General features: G+C 41.0%; 16 protein-coding genes. 6 read left to right on the top strand and 10 right to left on the bottom strand.

What is annotated here, in order from left to right:
* Positions 1-116: 116 nt before the first annotated feature.
* Complete coding sequence (locus BMX50_RS11605; RefSeq protein WP_091210685.1) at positions 117-1,817, bottom strand: M56 family metallopeptidase; 1,701 nt, start codon at positions 1,815-1,817, stop codon at positions 117-119.
* The gene (locus BMX50_RS11600; RefSeq protein WP_091210684.1) at positions 1,814-2,191 is read right to left on the bottom strand and encodes a BlaI/MecI/CopY family transcriptional regulator; all 378 of its coding nucleotides are present in this window, start codon (positions 2,189-2,191) and stop codon (positions 1,814-1,816) included. The genes BMX50_RS11605 and BMX50_RS11600 overlap by 4 nt, the downstream gene beginning before the upstream one ends.
* 248 nt (positions 2,192-2,439) lie before the next feature.
* Here BMX50_RS11600 and dprA point away from each other — a divergent pair, with 248 nt between their 5' ends.
* Positions 2,440-3,537, top strand: coding sequence for a DNA-processing protein DprA (gene dprA, locus BMX50_RS11595; protein WP_091210683.1), 1,098 nt, complete (start codon positions 2,440-2,442; stop codon positions 3,535-3,537).
* 99 nt (positions 3,538-3,636) lie between these two features.
* On the opposite strand, the gene BMX50_RS11590 is transcribed toward dprA, so the two are convergent.
* The 7 genes from BMX50_RS11590 to BMX50_RS11560 form a co-directional block, all read right to left on the bottom strand.
* Positions 3,637-4,113, bottom strand: coding sequence for a SixA phosphatase family protein (locus BMX50_RS11590; protein WP_091210682.1), 477 nt, complete (start codon positions 4,111-4,113; stop codon positions 3,637-3,639).
* Between the two features lie 157 nt (positions 4,114-4,270).
* Positions 4,271-4,891, bottom strand: coding sequence for a porin family protein (locus tag BMX50_RS11585; protein WP_091210681.1), 621 nt, complete (start codon positions 4,889-4,891; stop codon positions 4,271-4,273).
* A gap of 133 nt (positions 4,892-5,024) precedes the next feature.
* Positions 5,025-5,990, bottom strand: a complete 966-nt coding sequence (locus tag BMX50_RS11580) for a glycosyltransferase family 9 protein (RefSeq protein ID WP_091210680.1) — start codon at positions 5,988-5,990, stop codon at positions 5,025-5,027.
* 14 nt (positions 5,991-6,004) lie between these two features.
* Positions 6,005-6,508, bottom strand: a complete 504-nt coding sequence (rfaE2, locus tag BMX50_RS11575; protein WP_091210679.1) for a D-glycero-beta-D-manno-heptose 1-phosphate adenylyltransferase — start codon at positions 6,506-6,508, stop codon at positions 6,005-6,007.
* Between the two features lie 78 nt (positions 6,509-6,586).
* Entirely contained in the window at positions 6,587-7,156 is a 570-nt protein-coding gene (gene gmhA / locus BMX50_RS11570) for a D-sedoheptulose 7-phosphate isomerase (RefSeq protein WP_091210678.1), read from the bottom strand.
* Between the two features lie 75 nt (positions 7,157-7,231).
* Complete coding sequence (gene rfaE1 / locus BMX50_RS11565) at positions 7,232-8,221, bottom strand: D-glycero-beta-D-manno-heptose-7-phosphate kinase (RefSeq protein WP_091210677.1); 990 nt, start codon at positions 8,219-8,221, stop codon at positions 7,232-7,234.
* A gap of 84 nt (positions 8,222-8,305) precedes the next feature.
* Positions 8,306-9,979, bottom strand: a complete 1,674-nt coding sequence (locus BMX50_RS11560; protein WP_091210676.1) for a DNA polymerase/3'-5' exonuclease PolX — start codon at positions 9,977-9,979, stop codon at positions 8,306-8,308.
* Positions 9,980-10,114: 135 nt separating this feature from the next.
* Between BMX50_RS11560 and BMX50_RS11555 the strand changes: the two genes are divergently transcribed.
* From BMX50_RS11555 to BMX50_RS11540, 4 genes are all read left to right on the top strand, one after another.
* Positions 10,115-10,489, top strand: a complete 375-nt coding sequence (locus BMX50_RS11555) for a hypothetical protein (protein WP_091210675.1) — start codon at positions 10,115-10,117, stop codon at positions 10,487-10,489.
* 131 nt (positions 10,490-10,620) lie between these two features.
* A complete protein-coding gene (locus BMX50_RS11550; RefSeq protein WP_091210674.1) occupies positions 10,621-11,193 on the top strand; it encodes a hypothetical protein in 573 nt (190 codons plus the stop codon).
* Between the two features lie 15 nt (positions 11,194-11,208).
* Positions 11,209-11,958, top strand: a complete 750-nt coding sequence (locus BMX50_RS11545) for an ankyrin repeat domain-containing protein (RefSeq protein WP_091210673.1) — start codon at positions 11,209-11,211, stop codon at positions 11,956-11,958.
* Between the two features lie 36 nt (positions 11,959-11,994).
* Positions 11,995-12,516: a DUF416 family protein gene (locus BMX50_RS11540; protein WP_091210672.1), complete on the top strand. Its 522-nt coding sequence runs from the start codon at positions 11,995-11,997 to the stop codon at positions 12,514-12,516.
* Positions 12,517-12,679: 163 nt separating this feature from the next.
* On the opposite strand, the gene sppA is transcribed toward BMX50_RS11540, so the two are convergent.
* Entirely contained in the window at positions 12,680-14,470 is a 1,791-nt protein-coding gene (gene sppA / locus BMX50_RS11535; RefSeq protein ID WP_091210671.1) for a signal peptide peptidase SppA, read from the bottom strand.
* Between the two features lie 87 nt (positions 14,471-14,557).
* Here sppA and folK point away from each other — a divergent pair, with 87 nt between their 5' ends.
* Entirely contained in the window at positions 14,558-15,046 is a 489-nt protein-coding gene (gene folK, locus BMX50_RS11530) for a 2-amino-4-hydroxy-6-hydroxymethyldihydropteridine diphosphokinase (protein ID WP_091210670.1), read from the top strand.
* Positions 15,047-15,059 lie beyond the last annotated feature (13 nt).

The raw sequence follows: 15,059 nt of genomic DNA, 5'->3' as shown, positions 1-15,059 counted from the left end.
TAACTATTTGTGAAAGAAGAGATTTGGGGAAGAGGAGACTGCTGAACGCAGAAAATTGCCGGGACGGTTTTAAGCCGATCGGCAATGAATTTAGTGGAGAAAGATAGAGGAATAGTTTATTCTACATATCCAACCACAACAACCTGACTTTTTTCTTTGTCAATATTGTTAGCTATATATTTATCGTGCGAATCTATCAGCTTAAGAGCTACGGTAAGGGTATAATCGCCCTGGTTTAAGCCGTCAAGCTTTTCATCAAAATCACTCACTACCCTTGCTACCTCTTTATCTATTTGCGGGTCAGCAGTTTTGAGTACTTTAACCCCGTTTATTTTTCCGTTGCTTAGCTTAAAACCCACAGTTACCTGCCCTGTAATGCGATTGTTGCGTGCGGCGGCTGGATACCTTACATGCTTGGCTATGTATTTGTAAAGCGGTGCCATCGGATCGGCAGGGGGCGGTGGAGGGGGTAATTGCACTGAAGCCGAAGGCTGCGCCGGGGCTACAGGGTTACCTACAGGTATGGCTTCCTGAACTTCTACCACTTTAGGAGCCTTTTTTGTTTTTTCCGGATTTGCTGGTGGTGGCGGAGGCGGAAGCTTTACGTCTGTAACTTTTGGCTTTTTGCCAGGAGCAGGCGGTGCAGGTGGCGGAGGCGGAAGTTTTGGATAGATCATCATTTTAGGGAAGGTATAGCCATATTTACTTTTCAGCGTAGCCAATTCTTCCGGTGTTGCTTTACTTTTGAAGTATTCTTTTTGCTCGCCGTTTTTTTCGGTAATGATCACCCGGAAATCAGTTTTTTTATTAACCAGGTAACCGGTTTCCTCGTATTTATAGCCTTTGGCAGTGGTGGATAATTTGTTGACTTGTGAAGTGTCGACAATAGGATTATGGGAAGTCACAGTTGCGGTGGATGTATTTTTTGAGCCTGGCATCAGGTCAATAAATCCATAGCTTTTACTGAATACTAAGGTCGACGCGCAAAGCAGGCCGGCGCTTATGGGGACGGCCACGAGGTATTTTAGCCTGGCTAATTTCCCCGAACGTTTTTGGTTTAACATGATTATCCTCTTTTTTAATAAGTTATAATTGAAAAATGAATGTGCCAGAGCCGAGCCGTTTAACCCATAAGCGTTGCTTACCAAAAATGATGAGTAGCTTAATGCATCGCTTTCCTGCGCTGCCGTTTGCTCATCGGCTATATATTCATGTAGGGTTTTCAGGCTTATCTGCAGTAAATAAATCAATGGATTAAACCAATTGATGATCTTGATCAGCTCGAGGAAAACAATATCGGCCGAATGTTTTTGACGGATATGCACCAGTTCGTGCCTGATAATGATATTGTTGGCCTCTGTTTTTGTGCCGATAAAAAGATAGTTAAAGAAGGAGAAAGCCGTATTTGAACCTTCGATACTTATAAGTTTATACTTATCATCAACCAGGGTTTTGGTGGCTTTTGTAAGTTTTGCCAGTTGGTATAGTCGTGCTAAAAGTACAGTTGTAAGTACTATTGTACCCAATATATAAGCATAAAGCAGCAGCTCCTGAAAATCTAAAGCAGGTTGTGCTGCCAGTTTATTGTCAATAGCTTGCTTGCCGTTGCGCGGTATAATAAAAGCAGTAGTTGGTGATTCGAGTGCTTTTAGCCAGCCAATTTGTATCACCGGCAATACAAACGAAATTATGCAACTCAATAACAAGTATACACGGTTGAGCGTGTAGTGTGTTTCTTTATTTAAAAACAGGCAATACATCGCATAAAATATGCCGAGGTACAAATTTGCCTCCAGGAGGTAATGCAGCCAGTTCATTGTTTTTCGTTTTTAAGTTTGTCAATTAGTGAAGTTAATTCGTCCAGTTCCTTTACACTGATCTTCTTTTCATCTACAATAAAGGATACCAGGCTTTGATACGAATTGCTGAAATAGTTTTTCATCATCTTATCAAAAGTGAACTTTTTATACTCGGCATCGCTGATAAGGGGGAAGTAAACATGCGAGTTGCCATAAGCCTTATGGTCGATAAAGCCCTTGCCTTCCAGTACCCTTACTACAGTTGACACGGTATTGTAAGCCGGTTTAGGCTCCGGCATTTCCTCAATAATATCTTTAACAATGGCTTCTTTAAGTTGCCAAAGGATCTGCATTACCTGTTCCTCGGCTTTGGTTAGTTCTTTGATATGCATAGCAAACTATTTTTATAGTTAGATAAAGGTAAAACTATTTTTATAGTTTGCAAACTATTTTTGTAGTTTTTTGGTAGACGTGCAGATTACAGATACGTAAACTGTGTTGAGAAGTCGTGCCTTTTAAAGCTGAATATGTTATTCAGACTGCATAACTTGTATTACAAATAACGTTCGATCCCGCTTGAAAATCGGCCGAATATTTATAATTTGCGGGGCTATAATCTATAACTGCGCATCTAAACCCAATGTCATTACTCCATAAAGTAGCCTTATCTTTTGTTAAAAACCTCGGGCCGGTTGCGGCTAAAGCATTAATCGCATATCTCGGCAGCGAGGAAGAAGTATTTAAAGCTTCGCCCGAAAAAATGACCAGGATACCGGGAATAGGAGAGAAGCGGGCTGTGAAATGGGACTTTGATGATGCTTTAAAGCAGGCCGAAAAGGAACTTAAGTTTGTGGAGCAACAAGGTATAGATGTTATTTTTTATACTGATGCCCGTTATCCTAAGCGTTTAAAAAATTGTCATGATTCGCCGGTGCTGCTTTATGCAAAGGGGAAAATGGATCTTAATCCTCCTCATATCATTAGCATAGTGGGTACCCGGAATGCCACAGATTATGGCCGGCAGCTATGCCATCAGTTAATTGAGGAATTAAAGCAATATAACGTTTTAATAGTAAGTGGCCTGGCGCATGGCATTGATGTTGCCGCGCATAAGGAATGTGTAAAACTAAACCTGCCAACAATAGGCGTACTTGGCCATGGGCTTGATAGGCTTTATCCTGCTCAAAACCGTGCTGCCGCCGATAAAATGCTCGAAAATGGCGGCTTATTATCCGAGTATCCTTCGGGCACTACTCCCGACAGGGAGAACTTTCCCCAACGAAACAGAATAGTTGCAGGTATTGCTGATGCAACTGTAGTGATTGAAGCCAGTATAAAAGGAGGTGCACTTATCACGGCCGAAATAGCAAATTCCTATAACCGGGATGTATTTGCTTTTCCGGGCAGGCTGGGCGACGAATTTTCTGAAGGTTGTAACTTCCTGATCCGCAACAATAAAGCGAGCCTGTTAACATGTCCTGCCGATCTTGCTTTTAGTTTGGGTTGGGAAAAAAATGATGTAAGTAAACCTGTTGAACAATTTATGCTGCCGTTTGATCTGTCGGACGATGAACGGCTGATCATGGATATATTGCGACAAAACAGTACGCCTGTTGCCATTGATGATCTGACATTAAGGGCCAATATGCCTATGAGTCAGCTGGCCATGAACCTGCTTAATATGGAAATGCAGGGATATATCAGCTCGCTGCCCGGGAAAACTTATAGGGTGAATTGAAGTTTTAAGTCCTAAGTCGGAAGTCTTAGGTCAAAAGTTGGCTATCTGCTTTAAAATCTTTCTACTTAGAACTAAAGACTATGAACTTTCGACTTAAAACTACCCTTTCGGCGAATCAAAATGTACCAGTTTCCCGTCCTCTTCACTGATAGATTGCCAGCTGTCATTTTCAAAAGTAATAACTGCCACTGCGCAGGTAGGCATTTCTTTTAACTGACTGGTAAGGTAATACAATATCTGGCTTATGCCCGGGTTATGGCCAACAACGCCTATAAAATCATATTCATCGGGCAGGCTGTTAATCACTTTAACCCAGGTGTTTTCACTCGCTTCATAAATCCTTTTATCCTCGCCCGGCGCCGATAATTTAAAGTGGTTGGCAAAAATTTCTGCAGTAGTTTTTGTACGCAGCGCAGGGCTGGTTATAATAGTTTGAGGAATTTGTAATTGCCCCTTTAACAAGGTTGCCATTAAAACTGCATCCTGCATTCCCGATTGTTTTAACGGTCTGTCAAAATCAATGTAACCGCTTTCATGAGTGGCTTTTGCGTGGCGTATTAATAATAACTTTTTCATGATTTTAAACGGGTAAGCGATGGGTTTATAGTATTATGGGTTTGTAAATATAACGTGAAACGTTTTTAATAGGTTTCAATTATACTAAATAAAAAAGGAGAAGCAAAAGCCTCTCCTTTTTTAAGAGGAGCAAAATCCTCTTTAGTTCCTGGGTTAATTAAAACGCGTAACCTACTGAAATACCGAAAACGCGATTTGTAAGTTTAATACCATCAACATTGGTGATATTTGTTAAGCCCCAATCGTAGTTAGCGTTGATAAGGAAGCCTGTTTTGAATTTAAAGCCAACAATGGCATTTAAACCAGCGTCTGTTCTTTTGATCTGATCCTGACCGCTGCCAAATTTAACATCTTCAGAGTTGCCGCTATCATCTTTGGCTTTGCCAGAAACACCCATTCCAAGGTACGGGCCGGCGCCAAGGTAAAAGTCGCCAACAACAGCAGGAACGTGATAAACAACATTTACAGGTACTTGTAGGTAATAGAGTTTTACTTTACCACCCGAACTCGCTTCATCATCAATTGAAACGCTTGACGAACCACCTTTACCGGTAAAATTTAAAGCCGGCTGTAGTGATACGTTGCCAAATTTAAAGTCGACAAAAGCACCTACATTGAATGTGGTTAAGCTACCGGAATTGCCGGAACCGCTAACACCATCAACTGTAGCGTGTAAGGTTGCGAAGTTTACGCCTCCTTTAACACCAAAGGTTGGTAATTGTGCGAAAGCTGCGAATGATGCCATTAAAAGGCACAGGCTGAGTAAGGTTTTTTTCATCGTGTAAGGGATTTAAGTTAATGTACAAAATTATACAAATACACTAACATTAAAAGCTATCTGATGTTTTTTTGTGAAATATTAACAGTAGCGCGCTCGTAAGTATAACTTACGCAATGTTTTATAAATGGAATTAGCGGTTGGAGAAATTTACAATATCAGCCTCCGGCATATCATTCATACACTTAAAGTGCCCGAGCGGGCATTTTTCAAGCCCGAATTTGGAGCAGGGACGGCAGGATAATTCAATACCGGCAATCAGCGTTTCTTTTACTTTGTAAGGCCAAACACCCAGCAAATCTGGAGTAGTACCGCCCCAAACCGAGGCTATCGGTACATTGAATGCTTCGGCGATGTGGGTAAGGCCGGTATCAAAACCAATAAGACTTTGCGCTTTTGATACCAGGAACACCGACTCATCAAGTGACGTTATTCCGCAGGCATTGTAAACCGAAATGCCAACTGCTGCAGCTATTTCATCACCATTTGTCTTTACATCATTACCACCTAATAGCAAAACAGGTAAATTAAGCTGTTTGCAAATACTGATGATCTTATAATTAGGCATTCGCTTGGTAAAATGGGTAGCGCCTATTACAAAAGCAAGATAGCCATTCTGATGACTAACCGGAAGTAATTTGGTTATGTCGTGCTCGGCCTTAATGTAGTAGTCAATCGGATTATCGTCGTTAACAACGCCCAAAAACTTAACTGCTTTTAAATACCTGTCAACCAAATGTTCTTTACTTACCAGGTTGCGTTTAAGTTTTAAACTCAGCCATTTTAAAATTGGCTGTTTTTTATAGGTTGATGCTTTAATGCCGGTGCGTAGCTTGATAATGCTTGTGCGCAGATTATTATGCAGATCAATGATCTGATCATACTTTTCGGCCTTGATTTCGTTGATAGTATCTGTTAAAGAAGGTTTTAGTAACAGCAGTTTATCAACGTATGGGTTATTATCATAAATATATTTAAAGGCCGGTTTTGTTAAAAAGTGTACTTCGGCACCGGGGACCTGCTTTTTGAGACAGCGTACAACAGGCGTGGTATAAATTATATCACCCATCGAGCTAAAGCGGATCACCAGTATCTTCATGCTGTTATCGGTGCTCAGGAAATTTGGTTCCTGATTTTTTCGATTATTGAGGTGGATGAATATCCCTCAACAAAATTAATGGTTTTAACCTCGCCTCCGTTGGCAATCACTTCTTTAGCGCCCACAATATTCTCAACCGCGTAATCCGCACCTTTAACCAGGATATCCGGCAGGAGGGAGCTGATCAGGTTAAGCGGTGTATCTTCTTCAAAAACAACAATGGCATCCACAAAAAACAAGGCTGCCAATAATGCTGCACGGCTATTTTGATCATTCACCGGGCGGGTTGGGCCTTTGATGCGCCTAACCGAACTATCGGCATTAAGGCCAATCACCAGTTTGTCGCCAAGCTCGGCTGCTTTAGCCAGGTAGGTAAGGTGCCCGATATGCAAAAGATCAAATACGCCATTAGTAAACACCACTTTTTTACCTTCTGCCTGCCAGCTTTTGATTTGGGCCTGCAACGACGGTTGATCTGTTATTTTATCAAGAAGTGTTTTTTCAAAACCAGTTCTCATTTATTTTGGTAGAGACGCATCACATGCGTCTCCTTAGTTTTATCTTAAAAAACGCATGTGATGCGTCTCTACCTGTTATTATTCAAAAAGATTATCTACAGCAGTACACAGTATATGCCCGATAAGGATATGCATTTCCTGGATGCGTGCGGTAATGTTAGATGGTACAATGACATTCAGTTGGCAAAGGCCATTCATTTTACCCCCATCTCTACCCGAAAGCCCCAAAGTTTTAAGTTCCAGTTTTTTAGCCGATTCAAATGCTGCCAATATCCCCGGACTATTACCGCTGGTTGAGATGCCGATGAATAAATCGCCCGGCTTGCCAAATGCCTCTACCTGGCGCGAAAATACATGCTCATAGCCATAATCGTTAGCAATAGAAGTAAGTGCAGAAGTATCTACCGTTAAAGCAATACCCGGCAAAGGTTTACGGTCTTTTACAAAACGGCCGCTAAGCTCTGCCGCAATATGCTGGGCATCAGCGGCACTGCCGCCATTGCCGGCCAGTAACACTTTATTGCCGCTTTTTATGGTTGATGTGATCATTTCACAGGCTTCCTCAATATCGCCGCTCAGCGTATCAATTACCTTTTGAAGGGTATCCTGATGATCTTTAAGTTCGTTTAATATTTGAATCTTATTCATTCGTTCGTTCACTGGTTCATTTGTTCACTGGTTCATTAGTCCAGTCTTAAGGCAAGCATCCTTCAACCTTCCACCTTATTTTTCGTCTCTTAATATGTCTTCAACGATCTCATCCAAAGTAGTTGTTGCACTGCCCACCCGGCGGATCACTATCGCGGCGGCATGGTTGGCCAGTTCGCATGAATCCTCAATGCTTAAACCGCCTGCCATAAAGTAAGCCATTGTTGCTAATACGGTATCGCCAGCACCGGTTACATCAAAAACTTCGGTTGCTTTTACCGGTAAACTCTTATGATCCTGCTCACTTAGTATTACCATGCCCTCTTCAGACAAAGTAACTACGATATATTGCGTACCTGTTTGCTCAAAAATAACCTTTCCGGCTTGCTGCAGGCTTTCTATCGAGTTGATTTTCTCGGTTTTAGCAGCCTCCGACAATTCCTTGCGGTTGGGTTTGATGATAAAAGCGCCTTTATATTTTTCGTAATTAAGCCCTTTAGGGTCGATGATCACTTTTTTGCCTTTAGCATTTGCTGCTTTTATAATGCCCTGCGTTAAAAACGGCGAAAACAGCCCTTTGTTATAATCAGATAAAAGTACCATATCTGCGTTATCAATATAACCGGTTAGCTTACTGATAAGTTCGTTGGCAATAGGCTCCGACACTTCGTCGGTAATTTCACGGTCAACACGTACCAGTTGGTGGCTGCCTACAACGACACGGGTTTTAACGGTGGTTGGCCTGCCGTTATCCTTTATAATGGTATCAGTTTCAACACCTTCATCGGTTAGTATCTTGATCAGTTCGCCCGCCGCCTGGTCGTTACCAATTACACCGGCAACAATAACCTTTGCCCCTAATGATACCAGGTTTTGAACAACGTTGCCGGCACCGCCCAGTGTGGTGGTTTCGTTTTTTACGTTTACAATAGGTACAGGAGCCTCGGGCGACAGGCGAGTGGCATTGCCCCATATATAATGGTCAACCATCAGGTCGCCGATAACCAGTATTGCCGGTTTGTGTGCCGATGCTTGAATGGATTGTACTTTATCTCTTAAGTTCATTGGTTCAATAGTTCATTTGTTCATTAGTGGCAACGGCAGATTGTTCTACCTATTCTATGATTTTCAGCCTCTAATCTATTTCTCCTAACCTCTTTTGCTCGCAAACGCTTTAGTGATTTCTTCTAATGACATAGCGTTCATGCACATCTCTTTACATAAGCCGCCTTTACGGGCTGCCAGGATGCCGTAATGCATATCTGTAAAACCTTCAATTCGGTGGGCATCGGGGTTTATGGAAAGCATCACTCCTTTATCCAAAGCATATTGGTGCCAGCGCCAGTCGAGGTCGAGCCGTAATGGGTTGGCATTGATCTCAATAACTACGTTGTTTGCTGCGCAGGCATCTATCACTTTTTTATAGTTAATAGGATAACCGCTGCGGCTAAGCAAAAGTCGGCCGGTAGGGTGCCCTAATATAGTTGTATATGGGTTTTCAATTGCGGTGATAAGTCTTGACGTTGCCTTTTCCTCATCCATTTTGAGGATAGAGTGTACAGAAGCTACAATGAAATCAAATTTTTGCAGGATCTCATTAGGGTAATCAAGCGAACCATCATACAAAATGTCCGACTCGATGCCTTTAAAAATATGGAAGCCGTCGAGCTTTTTATTAAGGGCATCAATTTCTTCGTGTTGCTGCAATACCCGTTCGATGCTTAAGCCTTTGGCATAAAAAGCACTTTTGCTATGATCACACATGCCAAGGTATTCCAGTTTCAGGGTATCACGGCAATATAACGCCATTTCTTCAATGGTGTTTACGCCATCGCTCCAGGTACTGTGGTTATGAAGTGTACCTTTCAGGTCATGCCAGTTGATCAGGGTTGGCAGCTCATTCTTTTCTGCTTTTTCAATAAATAAGGTGCCTTCACGCAATTCGGGCTGCATCCATGCTAAACCGGCTTTGGTGTAAATTAATTCTTCACTTTCCGGCTGTTCAACAGGTACATTGATCCTGTCGAAAACGGCCTGTACATGGTCGTCGGTACCGGTATTGACAAATAGTTCCCTGTAATAATCGGCTTTGTCAACACAAACAATATCTACCAGCAAGCCATTTTGGAGTTCGCCCTGGATGTGGTTTTTGCTTTTACTTACGTTGCAGAGTATTTTGGAGTTTGCGAGTGCGTCATAGGCAACATCATGGTTAATACTGCCCACCACGATTACGATCTCTGTAATGATCTCATTCAAACGCCTGAACTCGCCGGCAAAATGTTTCAGTGCATCGGGGAAAATGGCTTTTACCTCATCCATCAGCTCATTGGCTTCCTTTTCAACCTGGGCAAAAAGGAATTTACCATTGCTCGCCATCCTGAACTCGATAGCCTTACGGATTTCTTCCTGCGTTTTAAGTCCGAAACCTTTGGCCTCGATCAGCCGGTTTTCATTGCAGGCATAAAAAAGCTCACCGGTATTTTCAATCCCCAGTTCTTTCCAGATAATGGCCACCTTTTTAGGGCCGATACCTTTAATGCCCATCATTTCAACCACGCCTTCGGGGGTTTTATCCAGCATTTCCTGCAGTTCGGTCATGGTTCCGGTTTCAAGCAGCTCGGCTACTTTGCCGGCTATGCTTTTGCCAATGCCGTCAATCTTTTCCAGTTCGTCCAGTTTTTTACCGGCTATGGGAAAGGGTAGCTTATCAACCTTAAAAGCTGCATTAGCTATTGATTTGATCTTGAACGGATTAACCTCATGGAGTTCCATGAGTTGCGACAGTAAACGAAGCGTACGGGCTATGGGTTTATTTTCCATAAATACAATGAGGCGGTAAAAATACAAAAAGCCATTGTAATGACAGCTTAGGTGACGGGTTTGTTTTATGAGAAGCTACACAAATAGATATAAATGTTATTAGTAACTTAGATATACCACATCTAATCACACATCATGAAAAAAATAGCCTTTTTGTTGAGTTTTATCTTTTGGGATATCGGTATGACATTCGCTCAGGATGCCGTTTATAAAAATGACACGCTTATTTATAAAAACATTAAGATTTACCCACTGCAAAAAATCCAGTTGCTTTACGGAGCTAAACCGGATAAAAGCTTTGTATTTGTTAGTGGCAGTAAAAGCATGAACGATCCGCTACCTGCAATTTTGTCAAAGCAGAAAGGAGGGATCCTTAAAATAATAAAACAGCATAGTAAATATTATGCGGTTGGTTATGTAAGCGACGCGCCGGCATATTTAGGCAAAGAAATCGTAATAGATATAGAAGGCGCTATAGATTGTAATGAAATTAAAATAGAAAGTAAGTGATTTAAATTTGCAGCCATGCCCAGTTATAACGACATCCTTTACGCTGCCGAAACTCATGCTGTTGAAGGGTGGAATAATGTGGTCCGATATAAAATATTATTGAGTAATGTAAACCAGCAAATCGTAAATTAATGATAGTTATAAATCAGGAGAAGTTTGATCAGAATCTTTTTTTAACGCAACAATACTGTGAAAAGCAACTTCAAAACAGCGATTTTTCGGTAGCCCAAATTTTGCGAAGCTTCAACCCGGAATATAATGGCCGGAAGTTATTCTCTTTTGATAATGTTAGGAGACTATCTTTTGCAGAGGGTTCAACTGAAGTAGTTTGGAGTATTGACCCGTTAGATGAAAAGAATGAATTTTTATATAGTGATTTGTTTGAAAAGCAAATTGCTTATAAAAAGGAAATAAATCCATTGCCGAATGTAGCGACCGCTTATAATGGAAAAATACTGGTTGCCGAAATCGATAACGTTATCAATGATGGATTTTCAGAGGATGAGTCAGATGGACTTATTGATTATAATGATTGTCCACCGGTTGATACCTGGTTTTATTTGTCAAGGAATAATACCGGACGGATCTTGTATGCATGGATCCCGGATCAATTTGTTAAATTGGTTAATGACGCGATTGAGGTAAATATGTTATCAATAATTATATGGCTGGAAGATTTTATTGCGGCCAATCGTCATCTGTAAATAAATTAGAGTATCATGCCAAATTACACCGACATCCTTTACGCTGCCGAAACTCACGCTGTTGATGAGATCAAAGCGTATTTTAAAAATGGCGGCAGCCCGAATGAAGTCCATGATGGAATGCCGGTTTTTACCATGATGGTCGAGATGTATGCCCGTGGTCCGCGATTCAAAGATTGTGTACAGGCATTTATTGATGCAGGTCTTGAGTATGAAGATAAGGCATTGCTTGCAGTTTTGGCTCACGATGAGGAGAAGCTAAAGGAAGCAATAAGTATCGATGTTTCGGTTATCAACAAAACCTATTCCTTGTATAACAACACCTACACTCCTTTAACCGGTGGTACTTTAATGCATTTTTGTGCCGAATATAACAGCCTTGCCTGTGCTAAGATGCTTTTACAGCATGGCGCCGATGTGAATGCTAGGGCTGCTTATGATGAACATGGCTTCGGAGGGCATACGCCTATTTTCCATACTGTTAATCAAAACGGAAACAGCTCTGTTGAGATGCTTCACTTTCTATTGCAAAACGGCGCTGATCTGTATGTTACGGTTAATGGTTTGATCTGGGGCAAGGGATACGAATGGGAAACGTTTATTCCTGCCGTAAACCCGATAAGTTATGCCATGATGGGTTCGTTACCTCAATTTCATCGTAAAGAGCAAACGATTATGGATGTGGTAAGCCTGCTTATAAAGCATGCTTACGGAATTGATTATGTACCGAAGAATGTGCCGAATGCTTATTTGAAGAGAGGGTAATAATAGAAATAACTAAAATGCTTTAAATTGGCACTAATGGACGATTATGTAAAAGTGGTGCGGGAAAGAGTTTCCGATTTTTCAATACGGCAAACCATACTGTTCGGAGCTTTAAATTGTGAAAAAATGCTTCGGGGCTATAAGATATTTACTGAGTTAGAGGTTTGGGGAGATTATAATTTCTTTTTATCACTAACAGAATATGTGTATTCCAACATTTTAGAAAATAACGGTAAAGCTTATTATGAACTATCGAAAAAAGAGCTTGAAAGGAATTTTCCAGATTTAGATAACTTCCAAACTGCTGCTGCTTCTTACGCCTTTGACATGTGTGTGGCTTTTGACGAGCTTTTAATGTTAATTCTGGACGATAGTAGAGAGCATGCTTTAAATATTTCGAGGACGGTTATTGATACAGTAGATATGTTTATTCAGCAAAAGGAAAATGTAACAGTTACTCGTTATGAGGATCTACCCGCTCTTGAAGCGATGATTGATAATGATGAGTTTATGAAAAAAAGAAATAGAAAGGCAAATGAGTCTTTTGCGAACTATTAATGACGCTTCAGAAATTAATGAAGAATTAATAAAATCAATTAGAAGCTTTAATCAGAATCTTGACGAGCTGATAGATTACTCATATTTATACTAACTTCAAAAATAAAAAAAGCCACCCATTCGGGCGGCTTTTCACAATCAAAATGTATGTATTAATGAAATTTTATTTGATCACCAGGTCGTAAGGCAGGCGGGCCTGCGGGGTACGCATCATTTGGGTGATACCTTTTATCTGTTGATAAACTTTGTAGTTTTCGCCAAGTTCATTTTTTACCATGCGGGTTTGTACCTCGGCGCTTAAGCCGCTGCCCACTTTGCTGAAAATACTTTTTTGCTCAGGGTAGCTCATAATGTTGTAGCTTTTGATCTTGGCTTTTTTAGCAGCGGATGTTATAGCATCATTTATATTTCCCAAACGGTCAACTAAACCAATTTTAAGCGCCTGTTCACCAGTCCATACGCGGCCCTGGCCAATGCTGTTAATGTAGGCCTGTGTTTTACCACGGCCATCAGCAACCGCCTTGGTAAATTCGTCGTAACCGTGGTTTACACTGTTTTGTAATATCAGGCGTTCTTCCGGGCTTAACGGGCGGCTGATATCGCCCAGGTCTGCATATTTACCTGTTTTTACACCATCGAAAGTTACACCCAGTTTATCGTTAAACAGTTTCTGCATGTTTGGCAATACAGCGAAAATACCGATAGAGCCAGTAATGGTATTAGGCTGGGCAATGATAGAATCGGCAGCACATGAAATGTAATAACCTCCTGATGCAGCGTAATCACCCATAGACACAATGATCGGTTTCTTTTCATGGATGAGTTTTACCTCGCGCCAGATCACATCAGATGCAAGCGAACTGCCCCCCGGAGAATTTACACGCAGTACTACAGCTTTAATTTTATCGTCCAAACGGGCTTTGCGCAATGCTTTAGAAATAGTTTCTGAGCCAATATTGTTATCATCGCCATCGCCGCCGGTAATATCACCAGATGCGTAAACAATGGCAATACGGTTTTTTGATGACGAGTCGTCCTCTTTATCATCCGAATCATCACTTTTGCTTTTGGCGTAATCCCTTAGGTCAACGCTTTTCAGGTCGTCTTTTAAATCGGTACCGGTACGTCTTTTCAAATCGTTCAGGATCTCGTCTTTATATTTTAAGCCATCAACCAATTTCAATTTGTAGGCATCTTCAGGAAATTGTATGCGCATGTTATCGGCATAGGTAAATAATGAATCTTTATTTACACCGCGGCTTTTGCTGATACCCGTTAAAAAGTGATCATATAACGAGCCCAGGTATGAGGTTACCTGTAACTTATTGGCGTCGCTCATTTTGGTAAGGAACAACGGTTCAACAGCGCTTTTATAGGTGCCAACTTTAATGATCTGTGCTTCAATGCCTAACTTATCCAAAGCTCCTTTCAGGAAAGTGGTTTGAGAACTAAAACCGTGAAACTCAAAAATGCCTTTAGGGTTAATGTAAACTTTATCGGCAACCGAGGCCAGGTAATAAAAGCCCTGTGTATATACTTCGGCATAGGCGATAATAAATTTGCCTGATTTTTTAAAGTCGATAAGTGCATTGCGAATTTCTTCGGTGGTAGCCTGACCTGCTGTCATGTAACTTTCATCAAGATATATGCCTTTAATATTATCATCAGTTTTGGCCTTTTTGATATCGGCAAGGATATCATTTAACCCGATTGATTTATCTTCACTCAATCCTAAAAAATCCAGGCCTGCAAGCGGATTATTGGGAGTACGCTCGGTTATCTGGGTTTTGAGCGACATATATAAAATAGAGTTCGGGTTAACATCTACCGTTTTATCGCTACCGGCCGATGCTATGAGGCCGATTACAATGCCAGCTCCTATAACACCCAATATAATACCTGAAATAATTACCCCTACAATAGTGGCCAGAACGAATTTGAAGAATTGTTTCATTAATGTTATAAATCTTTTTAACTATGCAAACTTAGTAATAAGGAGCCGTATAATGCTAAGAGCGGTTTCCATTATATTTGTTACAACATGATTGATGTTTTTTTATTACTCGGGAGTAACCTCGGTACCCGCGAATTGTTTCTGCAGCAGGCAATTGAATCCATTTCTGCTCAGGTAGCACCTGTTAAATTAGTGTCATCTGTTTATGAAACGCAGTCGTGGGGCAAAACCGATGAACCCGACTATTTGAACCAGGTATTGATGCTACAAACAGAGCTTTCGGCACAGGATGTTTTAGAAAAGATATTGGGCATCGAACTGCAAATGGGGCGCAAGCGTGAGGTTAAATGGGGATCGCGTATTATTGATATTGATATTTTGTTTTATGGCGATCAAGTGATCCATGATTTTAACCTGGTAGTGCCCCATCCTGAATTGTATAAACGCAGTTTTACGCTTATACCTTTGGCCGAGATAGCGCCCGATCTTATTCATCCTGTGTTTAAAAAAAATATTTTGCAGCTAAAGGATGAACTAAAGGATAACTTAATCGTAAAAAAGCATATTTTTGAATAAACACAAAGTTTTT

Source organism: Mucilaginibacter gossypiicola (assembly GCF_900110105.1).
Taxonomy (GTDB): Bacteria; Bacteroidota; Bacteroidia; order Sphingobacteriales; family Sphingobacteriaceae; genus Mucilaginibacter; species Mucilaginibacter gossypiicola.
The sequence above is the reverse complement of the archived record's forward strand: the minus strand, read 5'-3'. Positions and strand labels throughout refer to the sequence as shown.